General features: G+C 42.2%; 20 protein-coding genes. 13 read left to right on the top strand and 7 right to left on the bottom strand.

The features are described from left to right. Positions 1-323 precede the first annotated feature (323 nt). From H6G18_RS04255 to rppB, 5 genes are read left to right on the top strand one after another with little or no spacing between them, the layout of a single operon-like run. Positions 324-1,907, top strand: coding sequence for an efflux RND transporter periplasmic adaptor subunit (locus H6G18_RS04255; protein ID WP_190405844.1), 1,584 nt, complete (start codon positions 324-326; stop codon positions 1,905-1,907). A gap of 53 nt (positions 1,908-1,960) precedes the next feature. Beyond that, positions 1,961-5,086: an efflux RND transporter permease subunit gene (locus H6G18_RS04250; protein ID WP_190405843.1), complete on the top strand. Its 3,126-nt coding sequence runs from the start codon at positions 1,961-1,963 to the stop codon at positions 5,084-5,086. Between the two features lie 44 nt (positions 5,087-5,130). Beyond that, the gene (locus tag H6G18_RS04245) at positions 5,131-5,595 is read left to right on the top strand and encodes a hypothetical protein (RefSeq protein WP_190405842.1); all 465 of its coding nucleotides are present in this window, start codon (positions 5,131-5,133) and stop codon (positions 5,593-5,595) included. A gap of 5 nt (positions 5,596-5,600) precedes the next feature. Next, the gene (rppA, locus tag H6G18_RS04240; protein ID WP_190405841.1) at positions 5,601-6,305 is read left to right on the top strand and encodes a two-component system response regulator RppA; all 705 of its coding nucleotides are present in this window, start codon (positions 5,601-5,603) and stop codon (positions 6,303-6,305) included. Then, on the top strand, positions 6,292-7,707 hold the full coding sequence (gene rppB / locus H6G18_RS04235; protein WP_190405840.1) for a two-component system sensor histidine kinase RppB: 1,416 nt from the start codon (positions 6,292-6,294) through the stop codon (positions 7,705-7,707). The genes rppA and rppB overlap by 14 nt, the downstream gene beginning before the upstream one ends. Positions 7,708-7,831: 124 nt before the next feature. Here rppB and H6G18_RS04230 read toward each other — a convergent pair whose 3' ends face one another. Then, positions 7,832-8,656: a nuclear transport factor 2 family protein gene (locus H6G18_RS04230; protein ID WP_190405839.1), complete on the bottom strand. Its 825-nt coding sequence runs from the start codon at positions 8,654-8,656 to the stop codon at positions 7,832-7,834. An 84-nt stretch (positions 8,657-8,740) separates the two neighbouring features. On the opposite strand from H6G18_RS04230, the gene murG reads away from it, so the two are divergent. Then, positions 8,741-9,820, top strand: coding sequence for an undecaprenyldiphospho-muramoylpentapeptide beta-N-acetylglucosaminyltransferase (gene murG, locus H6G18_RS04225; RefSeq protein ID WP_190405838.1), 1,080 nt, complete (start codon positions 8,741-8,743; stop codon positions 9,818-9,820). Between the two features lie 72 nt (positions 9,821-9,892). On the opposite strand, the gene H6G18_RS04220 is transcribed toward murG, so the two are convergent. After that, complete coding sequence (locus H6G18_RS04220; protein WP_190405837.1) at positions 9,893-10,657, bottom strand: D-Ala-D-Ala carboxypeptidase family metallohydrolase; 765 nt, start codon at positions 10,655-10,657, stop codon at positions 9,893-9,895. Between the two features lie 370 nt (positions 10,658-11,027). Between H6G18_RS04220 and H6G18_RS04215 the strand changes: the two genes are divergently transcribed. The 5 genes from H6G18_RS04215 (at position 11,028) to aroF (ending at position 14,293) form a co-directional block, all read left to right on the top strand. Next, the gene (locus H6G18_RS04215; protein ID WP_190405836.1) at positions 11,028-11,519 is read left to right on the top strand and encodes a hypothetical protein; all 492 of its coding nucleotides are present in this window, start codon (positions 11,028-11,030) and stop codon (positions 11,517-11,519) included. A gap of 118 nt (positions 11,520-11,637) precedes the next feature. Continuing rightward, positions 11,638-11,880, top strand: a complete 243-nt coding sequence (locus H6G18_RS04210; protein WP_190405835.1) for a DUF6737 family protein — start codon at positions 11,638-11,640, stop codon at positions 11,878-11,880. 136 nt (positions 11,881-12,016) lie between these two features. After that, positions 12,017-12,286, top strand: a complete 270-nt coding sequence (gene rpsO, locus H6G18_RS04205; RefSeq protein WP_011321314.1) for a 30S ribosomal protein S15 — start codon at positions 12,017-12,019, stop codon at positions 12,284-12,286. 12 nt (positions 12,287-12,298) lie between these two features. Next, entirely contained in the window at positions 12,299-12,769 is a 471-nt protein-coding gene (locus H6G18_RS04200; protein WP_190405834.1) for a PAM68 family protein, read from the top strand. Between the two features lie 465 nt (positions 12,770-13,234). After that, the gene (aroF, locus tag H6G18_RS04195; protein WP_190405833.1) at positions 13,235-14,293 is read left to right on the top strand and encodes a 3-deoxy-7-phosphoheptulonate synthase; all 1,059 of its coding nucleotides are present in this window, start codon (positions 13,235-13,237) and stop codon (positions 14,291-14,293) included. Between the two features lie 129 nt (positions 14,294-14,422). Here aroF and H6G18_RS04190 read toward each other — a convergent pair whose 3' ends face one another. From H6G18_RS04190 to H6G18_RS04180, 3 genes are all read right to left on the bottom strand, one after another. Further along, positions 14,423-15,298, bottom strand: a complete 876-nt coding sequence (locus H6G18_RS04190; RefSeq protein ID WP_190405832.1) for a hypothetical protein — start codon at positions 15,296-15,298, stop codon at positions 14,423-14,425. A gap of 68 nt (positions 15,299-15,366) precedes the next feature. Then, positions 15,367-15,957, bottom strand: coding sequence for a DUF1517 domain-containing protein (locus H6G18_RS04185; protein WP_190405985.1), 591 nt, complete (start codon positions 15,955-15,957; stop codon positions 15,367-15,369). 95 nt (positions 15,958-16,052) lie between these two features. Next, positions 16,053-17,618, bottom strand: coding sequence for a pentapeptide repeat-containing protein (locus H6G18_RS04180; protein ID WP_190405831.1), 1,566 nt, complete (start codon positions 17,616-17,618; stop codon positions 16,053-16,055). Between the two features lie 102 nt (positions 17,619-17,720). Between H6G18_RS04180 and H6G18_RS04175 the strand changes: the two genes are divergently transcribed. After that, positions 17,721-18,560, top strand: a complete 840-nt coding sequence (locus H6G18_RS04175; RefSeq protein ID WP_190405830.1) for a prephenate/arogenate dehydrogenase — start codon at positions 17,721-17,723, stop codon at positions 18,558-18,560. Positions 18,561-18,620: 60 nt separating this feature from the next. On the opposite strand, the gene H6G18_RS04170 is transcribed toward H6G18_RS04175, so the two are convergent. Together H6G18_RS04170 and H6G18_RS04165 are read right to left on the bottom strand one after the other, a co-directional pair. Continuing rightward, a complete protein-coding gene (locus H6G18_RS04170; protein ID WP_190405829.1) occupies positions 18,621-19,124 on the bottom strand; it encodes a 2TM domain-containing protein in 504 nt (167 codons plus the stop codon). 178 nt (positions 19,125-19,302) lie between these two features. After that, the gene (locus tag H6G18_RS04165) at positions 19,303-20,100 is read right to left on the bottom strand and encodes a creatininase family protein (RefSeq protein ID WP_190405828.1); all 798 of its coding nucleotides are present in this window, start codon (positions 20,098-20,100) and stop codon (positions 19,303-19,305) included. Between the two features lie 342 nt (positions 20,101-20,442). Here H6G18_RS04165 and H6G18_RS04160 point away from each other — a divergent pair, with 342 nt between their 5' ends. Next, positions 20,443-21,150, top strand: a complete 708-nt coding sequence (locus tag H6G18_RS04160) for an ROK family protein (RefSeq protein WP_190405827.1) — start codon at positions 20,443-20,445, stop codon at positions 21,148-21,150. The last annotated feature ends 319 nt before the right edge of the window (positions 21,151-21,469 follow it).

Here is a 21,469-nt window from a genome sequence, read left to right as displayed (position 1 = left end):
TATTGCAGTATATAAATTTTATAGCTTGATCAATATGAATCTGACAAATATCTCAATAAAATTAGGTTAATTAAAGGATATTTATCTTAATAAATACAAATTTATACTCAAATTCTATCTTTAGAGGGATACATTTAATTGCGAATATTGTTCTAAAAATTACTCATGCTTGTGAAAACCCATAACCATTGCTCAAACTCTTGATTTCTCTTTTTTATGAGACTAACGAGTAAGTTCCTCAATTTCATCCCAATTTCATCTTGAGATGAAAAACTGGGATGAGGTAATTTCTTTGCTTCCCTACTTCATGATTCGTGATAGCTATGCCAAACTCTCTGCGTTTCCCAACACTTGAAATTATACGTAGTCTGTCTGGTACATTTCTCGGCTTACTATTATTGACAAGCCCCGTCGTAGTTTTAGCCCACGCCGGACACGGAAATGAATTTTCTGGAGAAGGTGAAGTGACTCCAGCAACGAGTTCTATTCAAGTTGATGAGGAAACAGTCAATCGGCTAGGAATCAAAGTTGAACCAGTCAAACGTCAGCGTTTAGCTCTCAGCATTAAAACAACAGGACAAATTGAAAATTTACCTAGTAAGCAAGTAGAAATAACTACGCCAATTGCCGGAGCTAAAGTGGTTGAAATTTTGGTAGAACCTGGAGCTTCAGTGAAACAAGGTCAACCTGTAGCTGTGGTATCTAGTCTGGAGATGGTATCGCTGCGTGTGGAATCACAGGAAAAACTAGCTCAAGGTCAAGCTGATTTACAACAAGCATTAGCTGATTTAAGGTTAGCGCAACAAAATCGCGATCGCTATCAACAAATCACAACTGCGGAAATCACCCAAGCCCAAACTCAAGTAGCATTTGCCGAAGAAAAATACAATAAAGACAAGCAATTGGCTGATGCTGGTGCTTTACCCCAACGCACTGTCCTAGAATCGCAAACCCAACTAGCCGAAGCCAAAGCCCAACTCACCAAAGCCAATAGCCGCCGAGAAGTGATTGCAGCCGAAAATCATCTACAACGCGCCCAGGCAGCAGTTGAAGTAGCTAAAACTAGAATTAATCTTAGTAATAACACGTACAATACACGACTACAACAACTAGGAATCCGAGGTAATTCTAAAGGTTTGGTGACAGTGACATCTCCCATTTCCGGTCAAGTTGCTGATCGGGAAGTTACTCTTGGTCAAACTTTCGAAGATGCAGGGGGGAAACTGATGACGATTGTCAATGACAGTCGGGTGTTTGCCACAGCCAATATATATGAAAAAGATTTAGACAAAATTAGGGCTGGTCAACGGGTGACGGTGAAAATTGCTGGCCAGCGCACTTTCACGGGACGAATTACAGTAATTAACTCTGTAGTAGCAGGAGATACGCAGGTCGTACCAGTGAAAGCCGAAATCGATAATCCTGGTGGAGTTCTCAAACCCGGAATGTTTGCCGAGTTAGAAGTTTTAACTAACCAAACCTCGCCAGCGACTTTGGTTATTCCTAGTGCGGCTGTTGTAGAAGCTAATAACAAAAAACTTGTCTACATCCAAAATGGCAATGCTTACCAAGCCGTCGAAGTCACATTAGGACAAACATCTGGCGACATGGTTGAAGTTCTGACTGGTTTATTCGCGGGAGATAAGATTGTCACTCAACGCGCACCACAACTTTATGCACAGTCCCTACGGGTAGGTGTAAAAGCAGAAGAACATGGAAGCAGCCCAGCAGATGAGAAAAAAGCAACTTCTAACGCCTCACTTCCTTGGTGGATACCACTTGGGGGAGGAACAGCCCTAACCATTGTTGCCTTCATGTCCGGTACATACTGGGCTAATCGCCAAACCAAAACCCCTAAAACACCAATTATTGATCAGCACTCCAAATACCCAGCCCCCCCTCAATAACCCTCCGCGCCCCTCCGCGCTTCCCTCTGCGTCACTCTGCGTTTAAATCAAATATGCTCAACACCATCCTCAAATGGTCAATAATTCAACGCTGGCTAGTCGTACTCCTCGCCATTGTAGTCACTATTTGGGGAACCTATAACCTCACCCAAATGCCACTCGATGTTTTTCCTGACTTCGCTCCTCCCCAAGTGGAAATTCAAACAGAAGCCCCAGGACTAGCACCAGAAGAAGTAGAAACACTCATTACCTTACCAATTGAAAGCGCGGTAAATGGTACGCCAGGAGTAGAAACAGTACGTTCCTCCTCTGCTGTCAGCATTTCCGTTGTCAAAGTCATCTTTAAATGGGGGACTGATGTTTATCAAGCTCGTCAATTGGTAACAGAAAGATTGCAACAAGTACAGCAAAAATTACCAGAAGGTGTAGAAAATCCGCAAATTTCGCCTATTTCTTCTCCCATTGGCACAGTTTTACAATACGCCTTCACTGCGGAAACAACTCCACTGATGGAAGTGCGGCGTTTAGTTGACCGAGACGTTACCAATCGGCTTTTAGCTGTACCTGGTGTTTCTCAAGTAATTGCCTATGGTGGTGATATTCGCCAGTATCAGATATTAGTTGACCCGGCAAAATTGCAAGCTTTCAATGTCACCTTAGATGAAGTCACAGCTGCGGCTAGGGGAGCTAACGTCAATGCGGCTGGTGGCTTTTTGGTGAATCCAGACCAAGAGTTAATCATTCGGGGTTTGGGGCGGGTTGAGTCAATTGAGCAACTGGCGAAGTCTGCAATCACCGCCCGTAATGGTACACCGATATTACTGCAAGATGTGGCAGATGTGCGGATTGGCGCAGCTTTAAAACGTGGGGATGGCAGTTTAAATGGTCGTCCAGCAATTGTAGTTATGGTCAACAAGCAGCCGCAGAATGATACTCCCACAGTGACTAGAGCGGTGGAAAGGGCGATCGCCGAAATTAAAGCTAGCCTACCCAAAGATGTCAAAGTTACCGAAACCTTCCGTCAAGAAAGTTTTATTGCAGCTGCGATCGCCAATGTTACCAGTTCTCTGCGCGATGGTATCATCATCGTTTCCATCATTCTGCTGATGTTTTTGATGAACTGGCGCACCGCCATCATTACCCTCAGCGCCATTCCCTTATCAGTTCTAATTGGGATGATGATTTTAGGCTTGTTCGGTCAAGGTATCAACACGATGACACTGGGAGGACTAGCTGTAGCCATTGGTTCGGTGGTAGATGACTCGATTGTGGACATGGAAAACTGTTATCGGGGTCTGAGGAAGAACCAAGTAGCAAGCAATCCGGTGCATCCCTTCAAGGTTGTGTATGATACCTCGGTAGAAGTAAGAGTCAGTGTAATTTTCTCCACAGTAATTATTGGCGTTGTCTTTGCCCCAATTTTCACCCTTACAGGCGTGGAAGGTCGGATATTTGCGCCAATGGGAGTTGCCTATTTAGTATCAATTTTTGCCTCTACCTTAGTAGCAATGACCTTATCCCCGGCGCTTTGCGCGATATTATTGGCTAATCGACAACTACCAGCCGATGATACCTGGGTAAGTGCATTGTCACAACGCATCTATCGACCGCTTCTTAAGTTCAGTATTGGCTTTCCCAGCATCATTTTAGTCGTTGCGGGAGCATCCTTAGTTGCTTCTTTGGTAATTTTGCCGAGTTTGGGACGGGTATTTTTGCCAGAATTTCAAGAACCATCCTTAGTAAATACTGTTCTCCTCTATCCAGGGAGTTCCCTAGAGGCGACAAATCAAGTCGGATTTGCTTTACAAGATGCACTCAAGAACGACGAGCGATTTCAGACTGTACAGTTACGCGCCGGACGTGCTGCTGGTGATGCGGATGCAGGGGGGGTGAATTTGGGACATTTAGATGTGGAACTGAGTGCAGAAGGCTTGAAAGATAGGGAAGGGAGTATAGAGAAGCTGCGAGAGGAGTTTGCCAAAATACCCGGAGTAGCCTCTAACATTGGTGGCTTTATTTCCCATCGCATGGATGAGGTATTATCAGGGGTAAGAAGTGCGATCGCCGTGAAAATATTCGGCCCTGATTTAGCAGAGTTACGCCACATTGGTTCGGAAGTTCAATCGGCTATGGCTGGTATTACCGGACTCGTAGACTTACAACGCGAACCCCAAGTCCCCATTAAACAAGTACAAATTCAATTCAACCGTGAAGCCGCCGCGCGCTATGGTTTAACAGTCGGTCATCTCACAGAAACGGTAGAAACTGCTCTCAATGGGCGAGTTGTATCTCAAGTGCTAAAAGATCAGCAATTATTTGACCTCACAGTTTGGTTGCAGCCAGAATCGCGGAATAATTTAGATGTGATCCGCAACTTGCTAGTAGATACACCTACAGGTCAAAAGATACCACTTGCTCAAGTCGCCACCATTGACTACGGAACTGGCCCCAATACGATTAACCGGGAAAATGTCTCACGCCTGATTGTCGTTTCTGCGAATGTCTCCGGTCGAGATTTAGGCTCTGCTGTAGAGGAAATTCAAGCTAAAGTTAGTGAAGCAATAGAGTTACCCACAGGCTACTTGATCCAATACGGCGGTCAGTTTGAATCAGAACAACGCGCTACACAGAACCTACTCGTATTTGGCGGACTGGCGTTAGTAATCATTGCAGTTTTAATGTACTTTGCAGTTAAATCCATTGCTGCCATGCTGATGATTATGATTAACCTACCTTTAGCTTTAGTAGGCGGTATCTTTTCTATTGCACTAGGAGGCGGAATCATCTCTGTAGCTTCCTTGGTAGGATTCATTACCCTATTTGGCGTCGCGACCCGTAACGGACTAATGTTAGTAGACAACTACAACAACAAAGTAGCCCAGGGTATGCCTTTACACAAAGTAATTTTCGAGGGTTCAATGGAGCGCTTAGTCGCAATTTTGATGACGGCTCTTACCTCAGCTTTGGGAATGATCCCCTTAGTCATTGGTACGGGTGCAGGAAAAGAAATCTTGCAACCCCTAGCAGTAGTAGTCTTGGGTGGGTTGTTCACTTCTACCGCATTAACGTTACTCGTATTACCTGCATTATATGCCCAGTTTGGTAAATTCTTGATGCCCAATAAACCAACTCTTTTAATTATGGAAAATAACCAAAAAATAGACACAGTATTTGATTAGATTATCATCGCCCGTTGAAATTATTTATAGTAAGGAGTAAATTTATGAAATCATTAAAATCAAGTGTGATTGTTCTAGGCAGTGTAGCACTAATTTTCTTAGGAGCTTGTAATAACAGTAATCAAACAGCGAGTACAGAAAACAGTCCAACTGTAACACCTACCCCTGCGGCAAAAACAGAGAGTCAGCATGGTGCTACGCAAGGTGGTCAAGTAGTAGAAACAGGAAAATATCATTTAGAGTTTGTGCCAGTAAAAGAAGCTAATCAAACTCATATAGATTTATATTTACAAACAGGAGATAGCCACGAAGCTGTATCCAATGCTAAAGTGACGGGTCAAGTACAACTACCGGATGGCAAACAAAAAACTATTCCTTTCGCTTATGCTGCTAAAGATAAACACTACACAGGAATACTAACCGAAAAAGCACCTGGTCAATATCAAGTAAAAATTTCTGCTGATGTCAAAGGTGAAAAAGTAGACGCACGTTTTAGTTTTAATCGATAGACCCTATGAGAGTGCTATTAGTTGAAGATGAACCAGATTTAGGCGCTGCTATTAAGCGTACTCTCACACAACAGAAATACTTAGTTGATTGGGTATTAGATGGTGATGAAGCTTGGGCATATTTAGAAAATAGTTGGACACAATATACAGTAGCTATTTTTGATTGGATGATTCCCAAAAATTCCGGTTTGGAATTATGTCAAAAATTACGCTCTCACAACAATTATTTACCTGTCTTAATGCTCACAGCTAAAGACAGAATGGAAGACAAAGTTGCTGGGTTAGATGCAGGTGCTGATGATTATTTAGTCAAGCCATTTGGTATGGCGGAATTACTCGCAAGATTGCGAGCATTGCAGAGGCGATCGCCCCATTTTCAGCCACAAGAATTAACTGTGGGCAACTTAACTCTAGACTATGGTAACAATATAGTTGCTACTAAGAATGCTTTAGGAAATAAAGAGGAAATTCCCTTAACCAACAAAGAATTTCAACTAATAGAATATTTTATGAAGCATCCAAATCAAATTGTTACTACTGAACAAATTCGCTATCAATTATGGGAAGTTAGTTCAGAAACAGTTAGTAATGTAGTAGCAGCACAAATTCGATTACTACGTCGCAAATTAGCCCATAGTGGCTGCGAAAATATGATTGAAACTCTGCATGGTATGGGATATCGTCTCAATCTTAGCCATGAATCAGAATAAACTGTTTCAACGAACACGTCTGCGTTTAGCTCTTTGGTATGCGCTCGTGATGGCGTTGATTTTAACTCTGTGCGGCTTTGGTATTTACAGAGCAATTGCTCATGCCTATTGGGTAACATTAGATAGAGAAATAGAATCAGTTGCCGGGACTTTACACGATACTATTGAACTAAAATTAAAGCAACCTAATCAATTAGAACCAGTCATCAAAGACATTTTACCTAATATTTGTGTAGTTGGAAAAAGCTGTATTTCTGAATCATTAAATTCCCAACGTCATACTCTCAGCGCCATTAATCAAGGTGATTATTATGTACGTTTTTTTGATAATTCTGGGCGTTTATTTGCCATAGCAGGTTCTTATCCCCAAGGATTATCATCTAGTTTTAATCAAGAATTATGGCAAACTTTAAAAGATAGTCAAAACAAGCTTTATCACCAAATTTCCTTGAGGCTGCATACCCAAGATCATCGTGATTGGGGTTATATCCAAGTAGGACGGAGTTTGGCAGACTTCAGTAGTTATTTAGATGCCGTGAAGCTAACATTAGCATTAGGTTCACCAATTATCATAGGTTTAGTTGGTCTTGCTAGTTGGTGTTTAGCTGGATTAGCGATGCAACCAATTTATAAATCCTATAGACAAATCCAGCAGTTTACAGCAGATGCAGCGCACGAATTGCGAACACCTTTAGCAGCAACGCAAGCAACAGTAGAATCAGCACTGTTGATGTCCGAATTAGATGAAATAGAAGCGAGGGAGATTTTACAAACTATCCAACGTCAAAACCTGCGTCTCACAACTCTTGTAGCAGATTTATTATTATTGGCGCGGTTAGATTGTCCACCTATAGCAATGCGTTGTGATATTTGTTGTTTAGATGATATTATCAACGACTTAATAGAAGAGTTTGCCGCCTTAGCGATCGCTACAGGTGTAACACTAAAATCATTAATACAAGTGTCAACTCCTATTAATATACTAGGTAATCAAGACCAGCTTTATCGTTTGTTTTCTAACTTAATCATCAACGCCATTCAATACACCCTATCAGGCGGACAGGTAACGGTTAGCTTAAGCTGTAGTGACCATTATGCTGTAATTCAGATTCAAGATACAGGGATTGGTATTCCCCTACAAGAGTTACCACACATCTTTGATCGATTTTATCGCGTGAATAGCGATCGCTCTCGTAACACTGGCGGTTCTGGGTTAGGATTAGCAATCTCACAAGCAATTACTCAAGCACATCACGGTAGCTTAAATGTGCAGAGTGAATTAAGCAAAGGTACTATTTTTACTATTAAACTCCCCTTCAATTTCCCCTCACTTAATACAACTCGCTCTATTTACCTAAAATTTTTAACTCCTCTCAAATCTGCCGTAAAAGATAGTCTTTGAAAAGGTTATTTCCCCTTTTTTAATTAGGAGTAAATGTATTTGTCGGCTATTTTATGGACATTATCATGGGGTGCGTTAGCCTGCGGCATAACACACCCTATCAAATTCCCAGATGAAAATTGTCCTATCTCACCACTTGTAAGCGCTGTGTCACCATTGTCATACCGCTACCCCGCATAATAACAGCAGAAACCCAGCGATTCCCAGGAGTGGATGGAGCGCGTCCCACTTTAAAAAGACCACCAGAATTGAGTAATTGCAAATCTATAGATGTAGGGTTGAAATATTTATTTACTTGAATTGGCTCTTCTAATGCCGTTCCTAGCAGTAAATCTTCACCTAATGGCTCTTGCACGATCGCATCAAAATTATACTGCTGACCAACTTTTACCTGTTGTGGTAATTTAACATCTACTTGGGGTGGCTTGGTTCCAGAAGTAATTAAAGTACGTTCCGATAAAATTTCTTGACGGGCAATTTTCCCACCCATAATACGCTGACGGGATCTAATGGTGGCATTAAGAGCCAAGTTATTATTCCCTGACGGTAAACCTGTGATGTTTGTCACCGTTTCTGCAATAATGGCATTACCCTCATTCTTCCAAGATTGTAGTTGTGTGGTGTATTGCAATTTGGGATAACGCTGCCAAAATGTAACTAAGGCTTTTTCCATAGTTTGGCGGTTCAACCCATCTCCATGAGTGAAGTTCGGGCTATAGAACTGCAATACTCCTTTAACGTCACCTTTGCTAGCGGCTGTATCAACTTGCGTCAACAGGTTTCTTAATTCCGTAGGCGCATTTTGGGACGTAGTACGTTGAGCAACTTGGGTTGCTTGGGTAGGTTGCCAAACATTGACTAAACCCAGGGAGAAAATACACAAAATTAGCCAAATACTCTTGGGAAATCTACTTTGGCGTTTCAGTAACAAAAAAATCATCTTATTCATAGCAAAGAGTTTACTGATGAGAGTAGAGAAGGTCAGGAAATTGTTTTATCTTAGTTAAGCTAGGCGCTAAACGGTAGACTTTGAATGGTAAACGCACCAATAAAATTACTAATAGCTGCCAGTGGGACTGGTGGACACTTGTTTCCGGCGATCGCACTGGCCCAGAAACTACCAGATTATGAGATTGAATGGCTGGGTGTCCCCAATCGGTTAGAAACTCAGCTAGTCCCTAAACAATATCCTTTGAATACTATTGCAGTCGAAGGGTTTCAGCAAGGGTTCGGAATTTCATCTTTATTAATCTTAGGTAAGCTGATAAGTTCGGTTTTTAAAGTCCGCCGACTCTTGAAGCAAGGGAATTTTCAAGGAGTCGTCACCACAGGCGGATATATTGCTGGGCCTGCTGTAATTGCGGCGCGTTCTCTAGGTTTACCTGTAATTTTTCATGAATCTAATGCTTTACCAGGGAAAGTCACCCGCTTTTTTGGGCCTTGGTGTAGTGTAGTCGCCTTAGGATTTGATGTAGCGGCGAAGTATTTACCTCGTGCTACCAATGTTTGTGTCGGTACTCCGGTGCGATCGCAATTCTTAAATACAAGCAATAATTCTCAACTAGATTTACCCATTCCCGGAGGTGTCCCTTTAATTGTCGTATTCGGTGGTAGCCAAGGCGCGGTGGCGGTAAACAAATTAGTGCGTCAAGCAGCCACAGCTTGGTTTGATGCAGGCGCTTACGTAGTTCATCTAACAGGCGATCGCGATCCCGATGTCGATACCCTCAAACACCCCCAATATATAGAATTACCTTTTTACGACAATATGGCAGCCTTGCTGCAACGTGCTAGTTTAGCCATCAGTCGTTCTGGTGCTGGTAGTTTAACAGAATTGGCAGTGTGTGGTACACCAGCTATTTTGATTCCCTACCCCTTTGCGGCGGAAGACCATCAAGCTTACAATGCTGAAGTGTTTACTCAAGCTGGCGCGGCTTTAACCTTCAAGCAGTCGGAGTTAACAGCAGACTTACTGCAAACACAAGTTTTAAATTTGTTACGCTCACCCGATAAATTAGCCACAATGGGAAAAAATGCAGAAGCGATCGCTGTTCCCGATAGTGCTGATAAGTTGGCAACTTTAGTGTGCGAAGTCGTAGAAAAGTACAACTGAAAAAACCGAAGTTATGAGATTTTCTTGTGACTCATAACTTCAGTTAAAGCAACATATTAAACATTGAATTGGTTAATAATCAAAAACCACACGACCACCTGGCCGCCAATCGCAATGAATAAAACCTCTGTGCATACCTCGCCCCAAACCCGTGCAGTCAGAAGCACGGCAAATTTGTAAAAGTCTGCCAAAGTTCCCATCTACAGGAGCAATATCCAGTGCTAGACCGTTAATATGTTGAGAAAAGCGAGCGCCTCCTATACGGCGATTGACAGCAGCTGTACGATAGGCAGAATTGATAGAAATAGGGCTGCCGTATTTATCTCGAATTTTGCCAAAGCCCCTGGCAGCTTTGATAATGTTGTTAATAACTGCCTTTGATTCTGGGTTTCTTTCAGGGTCACATCCCTTAGTGACTTCTCCCCAAGTTAAAGGAATCCCAGATACGACCAATTCATTTTCATGAACTGTTTCTCCAGTCACTAACCTCAAAGAGCGTCCAGTTTTAGTCCCCAATGTTGATGTAGGTAAAGGGGTAAGTGTGCGAGTTTGTTCCTCATTCGTTTGATGCTCTTGTGCAATCTCCAGCAATGCAGCAGCCGTAGTTGTCCCTAATAATTCGGGAGAATCTAACCAAATACTCTCTTTAAATTCTGCAAATGCTTTTTGGGTAAGATTACCTGCGATGCCATCTATACTACCCTTGTATACTCCTTTTTTGCTGAGTAGGGATTGAATTTCTTTGATAATCTCAGTATCAGCTTCGCTAATTTTAACAGTACTATTACTGGATTGAAATTTTTCTAAGTTAGAAAATTCTACGGTAGATTCTGCCATGTATGCGTCTCCTTAGGTGATGAGTTAAAGCAGTACTGCTTCAGAGTTATTCTCTAGCTTCTCAAGATAATGACAAGCAACGCTGATAAACAAATACAATTCCTGTAGTCAAATTTCCAATAAAACTATGTTCATTTATTTACTCGTAATTCTGACTAGCCATCTAGTATAACGCTGTAAAATAAAATCGCAAAGAAGTAGTAAAACCTACCTTAATCAATGATCTCTAGCAAAGTAGATTTGTTTTAAATATTACATTACTAACTCAAATACTTAATAATTTTCTAATTTTGTATTAAAATTTGTTAATAGAAATCTAAAAATCAACTCAAACGCTATAAGTAGTACAAATATCCTGAAGGATAGCTGCATGAAAAGAACTATCTGGTACTTTCTGATCAGTGCTTTACTAATAGAAATACCCGGACAAGCAATGCCTCCAGCAAGCTTACAGAACGCTCAAGGTTTTCCAAGGCAACTACAGAACGAACTAGCTTCACCGCAACTTTTATCTAGAAGCAATAACACTAATCTTGTCGATATTGCTCAGGCGGCTAAAGAGATTGATGAAAAAACAGCTTTTAACTTAGTCTGGAATCTACCGCAAGTACAACGTAAAGTCAGAACAATTCAAAGACTATCCAAGGGAACTATCAAGGTAGCTGCTATTGTCGATGGTTTTCCTGTAACTGATGATCCTTATTACAAAGTTCGCGTCTATGAAGATCAGCCAGATCACAATACAACAATTTATTGGTTTCGTGTCTCTAATACAACTGGTGTAATTGAGGCCCTAGATGTTATAGAAAACAGATACATCTCTTTAGAAGAATGGAGAGAACAATTAAGACGAAGGCGTTAATATATTGATTCCCAGTCGAGCGAGAATAACCCGGAACTAGGGAATACTCGCAGAGCAATTTGTCACCCAGGTGACCAGAAAATACCATCTCAATTTAAAATTGAAGAAAATATAATTTATGTCTGAGCAAAAAACTGTCAATCCTTGGGATTATAAACCTTGGTGGTGTCAGCCTTGGTCAATATTACTCACAGGTGTAAGCATAATTATTGGTAGCTGGTTATTGTGGAAACTTATTTGGCTGACTGTAATAGTTGCCATTCCTATATTAATTTGGATGGGCTTTTTTTTGTTGATTTGGCCGCAACTGATGATTCGTAGTGGAGTGTTGGAATCTTACCAAAATAACGCCAACTCTTAGTCCATAGCCAAAACCCCGGACTGGGGGAATGCGATCGCTTCCTGGTTAATGTCGTAGATTTCCCACACAACTTAGGGGCTATGATATGATGGGAGACTGCTGCATACATTTAGAACAAATATAAATTGAATCAGTCATGGCTCTGACGCAACAGCGCAAACAAGAAATAATTAATAACTACCAAGTTCATGGCACTGACACCGGTTCTACCGATGTCCAAATCGCTATGCTGACCGAACGGATTAACCGTCTGAGTGAGCATCTCCAAGCCAACAAAAAAGACCATTCTTCCCGCCGGGGATTGTTAAAACTTATTGGTCATCGCAAGCGTCTTCTAGCTTACTTGCAACAAGAAAGTCGGGAAAAATATCAAGCGTTGATTAGTCGTCTGGGTATTCGTGGATAGGGACTACCGTTTATGCCTGCTGAAGAATCTGAACGCAGTCGTTTGCCTTTTGAGCCGAAAAAAAAGCGCCAAAAACCTGCAAAAGCTCCAAGTAAGTCACCAGTACAGCTAAAAGAAGCCGATAAACAAGAGAAAAAGCAGCGACCTTACACTAAACAAGAGATGGCAATTCCCGAAGTGGTAAGCCAGAGGATGATCCGTCGTGTAGCGGCATTCTGTGGTGTACCCACGGCTTTGGGCATCACGACTTTAGTTGCTAGTTATCTGCTTGCTAATTATTCCTCTATCCAACTACCTCCCATCGCTGTTTTGTTAGTGAACATGGGATTTTTTGGTTTGGGGGTGTTGGGGATAACTTATGGAGTTCTGTCTGCCTCTTGGGATGAAGAAAGAACTGGTAGTCTCTTGGGGTTTGGTGAATTTAGCACCAACTGGGGACGAATGGTAGAAGGTTGGCGGGAAACGCGGCAAAAAAAGGCGTAAAAAGCGGCGCTCAAGTGTTCAGATAACTGTCTTTTTGGGTAAATGATTAGAGTCAATGTTGAAGTTTATATTTGAATAACTTCAACATTACTAAGTACAAATTAATCATAATCAACTCATATCATGTTCTTTTAAACACTCATAATATAAGTGGTGGTAAAAACCAATTACCTATTAACAGCAAAACCAAGCATATTGTTAGTAATTAAATGAACTGGATATAGACCCAATAGGCGGTAACAAAAAGCACTAAGCGCTTGGATATTTTATAGTATAAATATTTATTTTAAATCGTTGATAAGATCACAAATTAATATATAAGAACCAAGATAAAGCCTACTGTTTTGCGGAGCAGTCAACAGTTAGGAACGCAATTAACCGCCGATAAACATCGGTCTAGGCGAAAGTATCCTTAACAGAACCAGATTGACTGAGAACTGATCACTGTTAAATAGGGATTTTTATATGATAGTAGTCATGAAAGTCGGTTCCCCGGAAGTAGAAATCAACCGGATTAGCGAGGAACTAAGTAACTGGGGATTAACACCTGAAAAAATTATTGGTCAACACAAAGTGGTAATTGGCTTAGTAGGTGAAACTGCTGACTTAGACCCCTTACAAATTCAAGAAATTAGCCCTTGGATTGAGCAAGTATTAAGGGTAGAACTGCCTTATAAGCGAGCTAGTCGCCAATATCGTCATGGCGAAGCCTCGGAAGTAGTAGTTGATACTCCTAATGGTGCAGTTGTGTTTGGTGAAAACCATCCCTTGGTAGTGGTTGCTGGTCCCTGCTCCGTAGAAAATGAGGAAATGATCATTGAGACGGCGCAGCGTGTCAAAGCAAGTGGAGCTAAGTTTTTGCGCGGTGGTGCTTATAAACCCCGCACCTCACCTTACGCCTTTCAAGGACATGGCGAAAGTGCTTTGGAATTGTTGGCAAAGGCGCGGGAAGTTAGCGGATTGGGTGTGATCACAGAAGTCATGGATGCGGCGGAACTGGATATTATTGCGGAAGTAGCTGATGTGATCCAGGTGGGTGCAAGAAATATGCAAAACTTCTCCCTGCTGAAAAAAGTAGGGGCGCAGGCAAAACCAGTGCTGCTGAAACGGGGGATGGCAGCCACAATTGAAGATTGGTTGATGGCGGCCGAGTATGTTCTAGCAGCAGGCAACCCCAATGTAATTTTATGCGAACGGGGTATTCGTACCTTTGATCGGCAATATACGCGTAATACTCTAGATTTATCTGTAGTACCAGTGTTGCGGAAATTAACTCACCTACCAATTATGATTGATCCTAGTCATGGTACAGGTTGGGCAGAGTTTGTGCCATCAATGGCAATGGGGGCGATCGCAGCCGGTACTGATTCCCTGATGATTGAAGTACATCCCAACCCCAAAAAAGCCCTATCTGACGGGCCACAATCCCTCACACCAGACCGTTTCGACCACTTAATGCAAGAATTGGCCATCATTGGTAAAGCCGTGGGACGCTGGCCACAACCAGCAGTAGTGGTAGCATAAAATTAGAATCATAAATAACGAAAGGAGATCCAGCACGCTGGATACTCCTTTTTGGGTTATTGGCATCTATGAGGCACGGTATTAATCGACGTGAGTCTCCAACGGAGGCACACGTTAATCGAGAATTTCCTAGCGTCGTCTGGTACCAAAACCAGTGGAACGACGAGCAGGAGAACGTCCACTACCAAAACTACTGCCACTAGGGCTGCGTCTGGTAGTGCTGGAACGACCAGAAGGTCTGAGAGTACTACCACCAAAACCAGAACCAGAAGGACGGTTTGTTGTGGTGCGTGGTGCAGTACGGACGGTGGAAGTATTAGGCGACCTTCTAATAGTCCCTGTAGAACGGAAAGCTGTCCGATTTCTCACGGCTGCGGGTGGTGCGTTGTAACGACTGCGGTAGCTGGATACGGCTTGGTCGTAACTATTACCATATCCACCAAAACCTCTAATTACTCCACCTGGTTGATACACGGGGGGAACGTAGTATTGGGGTCTAAACAACGCATTACCAATTGCTTGACCAGCTATACTACCAGCTACAGAACCGGCAAAGGGGGCCCAAAAGCCATTTTCCCGGCGAACTACGACTGTTTCTTGCTGTCCTGTTTGGGGATTAGTTCTATTCTCGGTGACGTTATGGACGTACTCAATTTTAAAATCTTCTGTCAAGTATAAAACTGGCTGTCCATTTTCTACCTTCAGGTAACTTTTCTTACCTTCCTTGACTTCATCTTCGGTCAGCCTTGCCATTTGTAAATTTTCAGTGGCAAAGGTTGGGGGATTACTGTTGAGTAAAAATAAAGTGTATTCCCCAGAGGCATCATCATAAGTAGCTTGTTGTACTTGATACTGACCGTCATTTAGTTTAGTAGCAGCAGAAGTTTGGCTAACGTTCCGATTTGTAGAGGTGGTTTGGTTTCCTCCTCCACAGGCGACGGTTGTCAGACACAAACTGACTGCTAAAAAAATCACTGTAACTTTACGTAGTATGGTCATGATCATGGCATTGTCGTCTTATTTTCGAGCTTAACAAGTTCTCTGATGGGTCGTAGTACGGACAACCCCACAAGTTATAAAGGTATCAACTCTGGATAATATTGCAATAGCTGATCGTTACTGAGTTCATCCCCTAAACGTGCTGGCGAGAAATGCACCTGTACAGCCCTGAGTTTATTGTTGTAGTGTAAATTGATTAAAGCTTTTAAAGCTTGCTTCAATGCCTGAATATTAGCCAGATCAGTTTCTAAGTCTGGTACTTCCCCTTCGTAAGCGACTGTCAGCATGATGATGATGTTGCGTGTTGCAGGTAAAGACAGGGGTTGATCAACATCATCAGTGTCTAACTCTAAATCAGCGCCATATCTTTCCGCAGAGTCGCTAAACAAATCATTGACATAATCTCCGGCTTCGCCTTCGCTCCAAAATACATCACCTTCATTAGCAGCAGAAAGCCAGTATTCATCGTAACGCAACAGGGTTTCGCAAAGTTCTACCAATCCTTCGCCTAAAACTTGTAACTCACCTTCTGCATCGATCGCCTCTCTACCAATCCGATTTAATTCTCCCAAAATTGGCGCTATGTCAGAGCCGCTTAAATGCAGAAACAAGCGACATACTACGTAACGAGTCCGACCCATCATTTTATTGAACATATCAGGTATTTGTTTCCTCCGACAGTTTGTTTGATCAATTGGGAATTGGGCGTGGGGGAGAGTCTTTGAGTAAGTTATCACCCTTGTTTCCTCATCTCCCTTTACTATTCATTCACATAGTGGAAACTGTTGACAAAATCTATAAGTGAATTTAATGCAGGTAGAGGATAGGTGACAGATTCACTAGATATATCGCCTGAAAAAGTCATCTCAGTATTGGAAGAGTTAATAAATCGTTTACCAAAGTTGGGGTTGTCATACACAATCAAAGTCTGAGCGCTGGAATTGGTTAAGATGATTTGGGTAGGAGCTTGGAAAAATTTAATTTTTGCGGCTAAATGTAAGTTTTTTTTGGTTCTTTTAATAATTTGTGCTTGACTTATAGCTTGCGCGATCGCAGTAGTTAATTGCTTCAGCCGATGGGATGTTTTTCCTCCCAATGGAGATATATTTTCTTTGTCTATCATTGCCAGAAGTAATTCAATATTTTTTTGTGTATTCACTGCATCTTTAAAAGGCAAAATTGCTAGACAAGCTGTAGGTAACAAGGCGACATCGCTATCTACCCGGAATGTAAATACAGTCCGGCGACAGCCAATTTCCATGCTGGGTGGTTGTTTGAGCAATTGGTATTCTTGGGCGATGTGAAAATAAGCGCCAGCTAAGGCGAAATTTGCTTCTGCTTCTAAGGCTGTATCAACAATAATCTGGATGGTTGGAGGCGTTTCATTAAAAAAGTCTTGTGGATCTTCAGTATCAAACTTTTGGATAATGGAGCGATCGCCTGTAGGGCTTAAGTCAATCCACTGACAAATCAAACCCTCGGTTTTTAAACCAAATCTTGAAGTAGAGTAAAGTTTTGCACCAGTGAGAATGGCGCTAGTTAAATCAGCACCCACCCATTCGGCTCTAATTAGTTTTGCCTGAATTAAATTTGCGTGAACTAGACTAGCATTGGTTAAATTTGCATTGCTTAAGTCTGCTCCAACTAAGTTAGCCCCACTCAATTTTGCGCCACTTAAATCAGCCCAGCTCAGATTTGCATCATTCAAATCAGCCCAACGGAGATTCGCCCCGCTTAAATCTGCACCACTGAGGTTAGCGTGACGAAGATTAGCCTGTTTTAGTTCAGCATCTCGCAGATTGGCGTTAGTTAAATCAGCCCGACATAAGTCAGCAGCGTTGAGGTTAGCCATTTCTAAATTAGCTCCTACCAGTGAAGCACCTTTTAAAATCACTCCGCTTAAGTTGGCGTGACGAAGATTGGCTTGGCGGAGTGTGGCTTCTCGCAAATCAGCGCTGTTCAGGTTTGCATCAGATAAATCAGCACGACTCAGTTCAGCACGAACTAACTCAGCACGTACCAGCGAAGCCCCTCGCAATTGAGCGCGACTGAGGTCAGCACGAATTAAATTAGCAACATTGAGGCTGGAATGATTGAGAATCGCACTCGTCAGATTTGCACCACTCAGTCTGGCTACGTTCATTTTGGCATAGCTGAAGTCAGCTTCACTCAGGTTTGCTCCACTGAGGTTAACTATACTCAAATTTGCTTTGCTAAAATTCACACCACAGAGTTTGACACCACTCAAATTTGCTTCCGAGAGGTCAACACCACTAAAATTTATGATTCCTACTGCGTATTGTGCCAGCAATTCCTCTACATTCATCTAATACCTCATAATTTCTTTAATTCGTACTTAAGAACAACTATTGACTAATGACTAATGACTAATGACTATTAACTAATGACTATTGACTAATGACTAAAAATGCAAATTGGAATTTTAGGTCTAGGCTTGATTGGTGGTTCATTGGGTTATGATTTGCGATCGCAAGGTCATCATGTCTTAGGTGTCAGCCGCAAACAATCTACCTGTGAAACAGCCGTCGCTTTAGGTAGTGTCGATGAAGCCTCTGTGGAGATGAACTTATTAACAGCCGCAGAGCTGGTATTTATTTGTACGCCCATCGGTCTTATTGTTCCCCAAGTGGAGCAGTTGATTCATCATCTACCCCAGGCTACTATAGTGACTGATGTTGGTTCAGTGAAAGCACCCATAGTTGAAGCGATTTCACCCCTCTGGGAAAACTTTGTCGGTGGTCATCCAATGGCGGGAAATACAGATAGTGGTATAGAATCTGCCCAAAGAAATTTATTTGTTGGTAGACCCTATGTGTTGACACCAGAAGCGAAAACACCCAAAGGGGCGATCGCAGTTGTGGAGGAAATTGTGCGATCGCTTGGCGCTAATATTTACTATTGTCAACCCCAGCAACATGACCTCGCTGTGAGTTGGATTTCTCATTTACCAGTGATGGTTAGTTCCTCGTTAGTTGCTGCTTGCATCAGCGAAACTGATCCCAATGTTTTACAGTTAGCCCAAAATCTAGCTAGTTCCGGTTTTCGAGATACTAGCCGTGTGGGTGGCGGTAATCCAGAGTTAGGTGTAATGATGGCACAGTATAATCGCCAAGCATTACTAGGGTCATTGCAACAATATCGCCGTAATCTTGATGAATTAATTAATCTAATTGAGCAAGAAAATTGGTCAGCTTTAGAAACCAAACTAAAAGCTACACAGCAAGCCCGACCTAATTTTGTTGATTAGATTCAATCTACAATTGAATGCCTATCTTACCTGTTATTAATTTTGTCTCACCTTCAGAATTTAAACTTGTAAGGCTTTAAACCATTTATTAATAAAGGTATTGATAGTTTGTTTGATTTGATGTTTGCGATTCCATCTCTGGAAAGCCATTTCATACTCGTCGCCTTTAGTCTGAAATGTATTCCACACATCCAACCCTAATGTCAAACCACAGAAAAGCAGGAAGTATAACGACCAAGTAATAGTACCACCACCAACAAAATCTACCAACAGTAGAAAACTATTGAAAATGGCATAATTACCAAGGCGTTTCTTAAATTTTGTGAAGCGGTAAGCATTAAATGCTTGCCGTTGACGTAATTCGTTGTGTTGCGATCGCCAATCTATTTCTGCTAGCTTGAGAGTATCCGGTGATATCTGTAACTCAGTAGCAATTTCCAACAATTGCTCATAACTAAATTCTTTATCTTGGTCATCAGCTTGCCGGGCGATCGCCAGCTGTAAAATTCGCTGTACATCTTCTTGGCTATAAGAACTGAGTCCGTTAGGTTCAAATGCCGTCATAACTGCTATCTCTAATTATTAATGTTTTTTAGCAATTGCTCGCCCGTCAACTGTGAAACAGTTTGGCTAAATTATAACTACTCCACTAACCCTACACTAACAAATTTAATTGATCATCATTGGTCATTGGTCGTTAGTTGTTAATTTTCTCTTCCCGCTACGCCACTTGCTCCCTGCTTTACACAGGTGGACAAAAGGCGTAAATTTCTCTGATAGCTTCTACCCAACCATCAGAGACGGATTCTAAAATGCGATCGCCCTTTTCTTTAGTTGCAGTTGTCGCATCACCAATCACACCACTTTTACTGATATCTCGCGTTACCCAAGCCACGGGTAATTTGCCTTCCCAACTTAATAAGCTACCTGCTGGTTGTTCTGGGGGATATTCTGCTACCGCTTTATCTAGTTTTACTTGATCGGGCAGAATCGCTAGCATGATACTAGTTTCCGCATCTCCAGCGTGCATTCCCTGTGTAGCTTCCTTTGGTGTTAACAATTCCTTTGTTATATGTGGTACACGCCAAGTAAATAAAGGGAACACGGCAAAATCACCATACTTTACGTGCAAATCTCGCGCCGCCATTTGCATGACTTGGGGTTGTCCCCCGTGGGAATTCATTAACACCAATTTTCTAAACCCTGCACGGTAAATGCTCTCTCCCACTTCCATGATTGTTGCTGTCAGCGTTTCTGTGCTAAGGGTAATCGTCCCCGGAAAATGCCAGTGTTCGTTGGATTTACCATAATAGAGGATGGGTAAGGCGTAGGCGGGAATGTTAGTATCAAGTTTAGATAAAGCTTTTCCCAACACCCCTACACCAATGGCAGCATCAACAATCAATGGCAGATGGGGTCCATGTTGTTCAATTGCCCCTACAGGCTGGATGATAACCACATTCTCTTTATTTGGCATTTCCTGAATTTCTGTCCAGGTAAGGTAGGGGAAAAACCGTTCTGGGGGAATAAAACTGTGCATTTTTAGAAATTAAAAATGAAAGAATGTGGCTTTCGCCTACTAATATCGCATCATTTTTATGTTAACTGGATGAGAGCATAACTCATTAGTCCATAGTCAATACGGTTCGGTTAACAGAGTTATCTGTTGAGGCGAGCAGGGGGTGCAGGGGGAGAATAGAAGCAGGGGAAGAGAAATTGCTTAATAATAACTCTCTTCCCTCCCCTGCCTCCCCTGCACCCCCTGCTTATCCGAACCGTATTGAGTCCATAGTCAACAGTTCTTTCTCTTATCTCCCTAGTCCCTAGCTCTCATTTCAAAGCATAATAGCCAAATCATCAGCAGTAAAAAGGTAAAGACTCAATGGTTGAAGATAACGGTTCAATTCGCACTTTATCGGTAGATATTGGTGGTAGTGGTGTCAAAGCTTTAGTTTTGGATATTACGGGAAATCCTGTGACAGAAAGGGCGCGTGTCGATACACCCCAACCTGCCACACCAGAGGTTATAATCAATGCCATTATGGTGTTAGCTGCTGCTCAAGGCGAATTTCATCGGGTTTCCGTGGGTTTTCCTGGTGTGGTACGCTCTGGTGTCACTGAAACAGCAGTCAACTTACATTCAGATTGGATTGGATTTGATTTAGAAACGGCGCTGTCACAACGCTTAAATAAACCTGTACGGGTGATTAATGATGCAGATATGCAAGGCTTTGGTGCTATTAAAGGTAAGGGTGTGGAATTGGTGATTACCTTGGGGACGGGGTTTGGTTCGGCGTTGTTTGTGGATGGTAAATTAGTGCCGAATATGGAAATGGGACATCATCGGTTTCGGAAGAAGGAAACTTATGAAGAACAACTAGGACGGGCAACTTTAGATAAAATTGGTCAGAAGAGATGGAACCGTCGCTTAGAAAAGGCGATCGCATCTTTGCAACGACTATTCAACTATGATTATCTTTATATCGGCGGTGGTGAAGCTGTTAGGGTAAATTTTCAGCTACCTTTAAATGTCAAGCTGATCCCTAATATCACTGGTTTGTTGGGCGGTATTGCTTTGTGGCGAGAGTAGGAACTCAAAGAAGATAGTAGCAAAGTTAAGGGAGCAGGGGGCAGGGAGCAGGGAGAGAAAACCACGTCACTTGCGGGTGGGGGCTTCTCTACGGGACGCTGCGCGAACAACCAAGGGAGCAAGGGAAGCTCACGCCCACAATTCCACTGGGCTTTAAACCTTATATTTCAGTAATGATTCATTACTCATTACTCCTTACTCCTTACTCCTTATACCAGTTTAATATGAAGGTGCATATAATAGAGGAAACAAACTCGATAAATTAAAATAACCATGAGCCGCACTTTTAAGATTGAAATCGCAGAGAGCGAAGAAGAAC

Source organism: Anabaena subtropica FACHB-260 (assembly GCF_014697105.1).
Lineage (GTDB): Bacteria > Cyanobacteriota > Cyanobacteriia > Cyanobacteriales > Nostocaceae > Trichormus > Trichormus subtropicus.
This window is presented reverse-complemented; position numbering and strand designations above follow the sequence as displayed.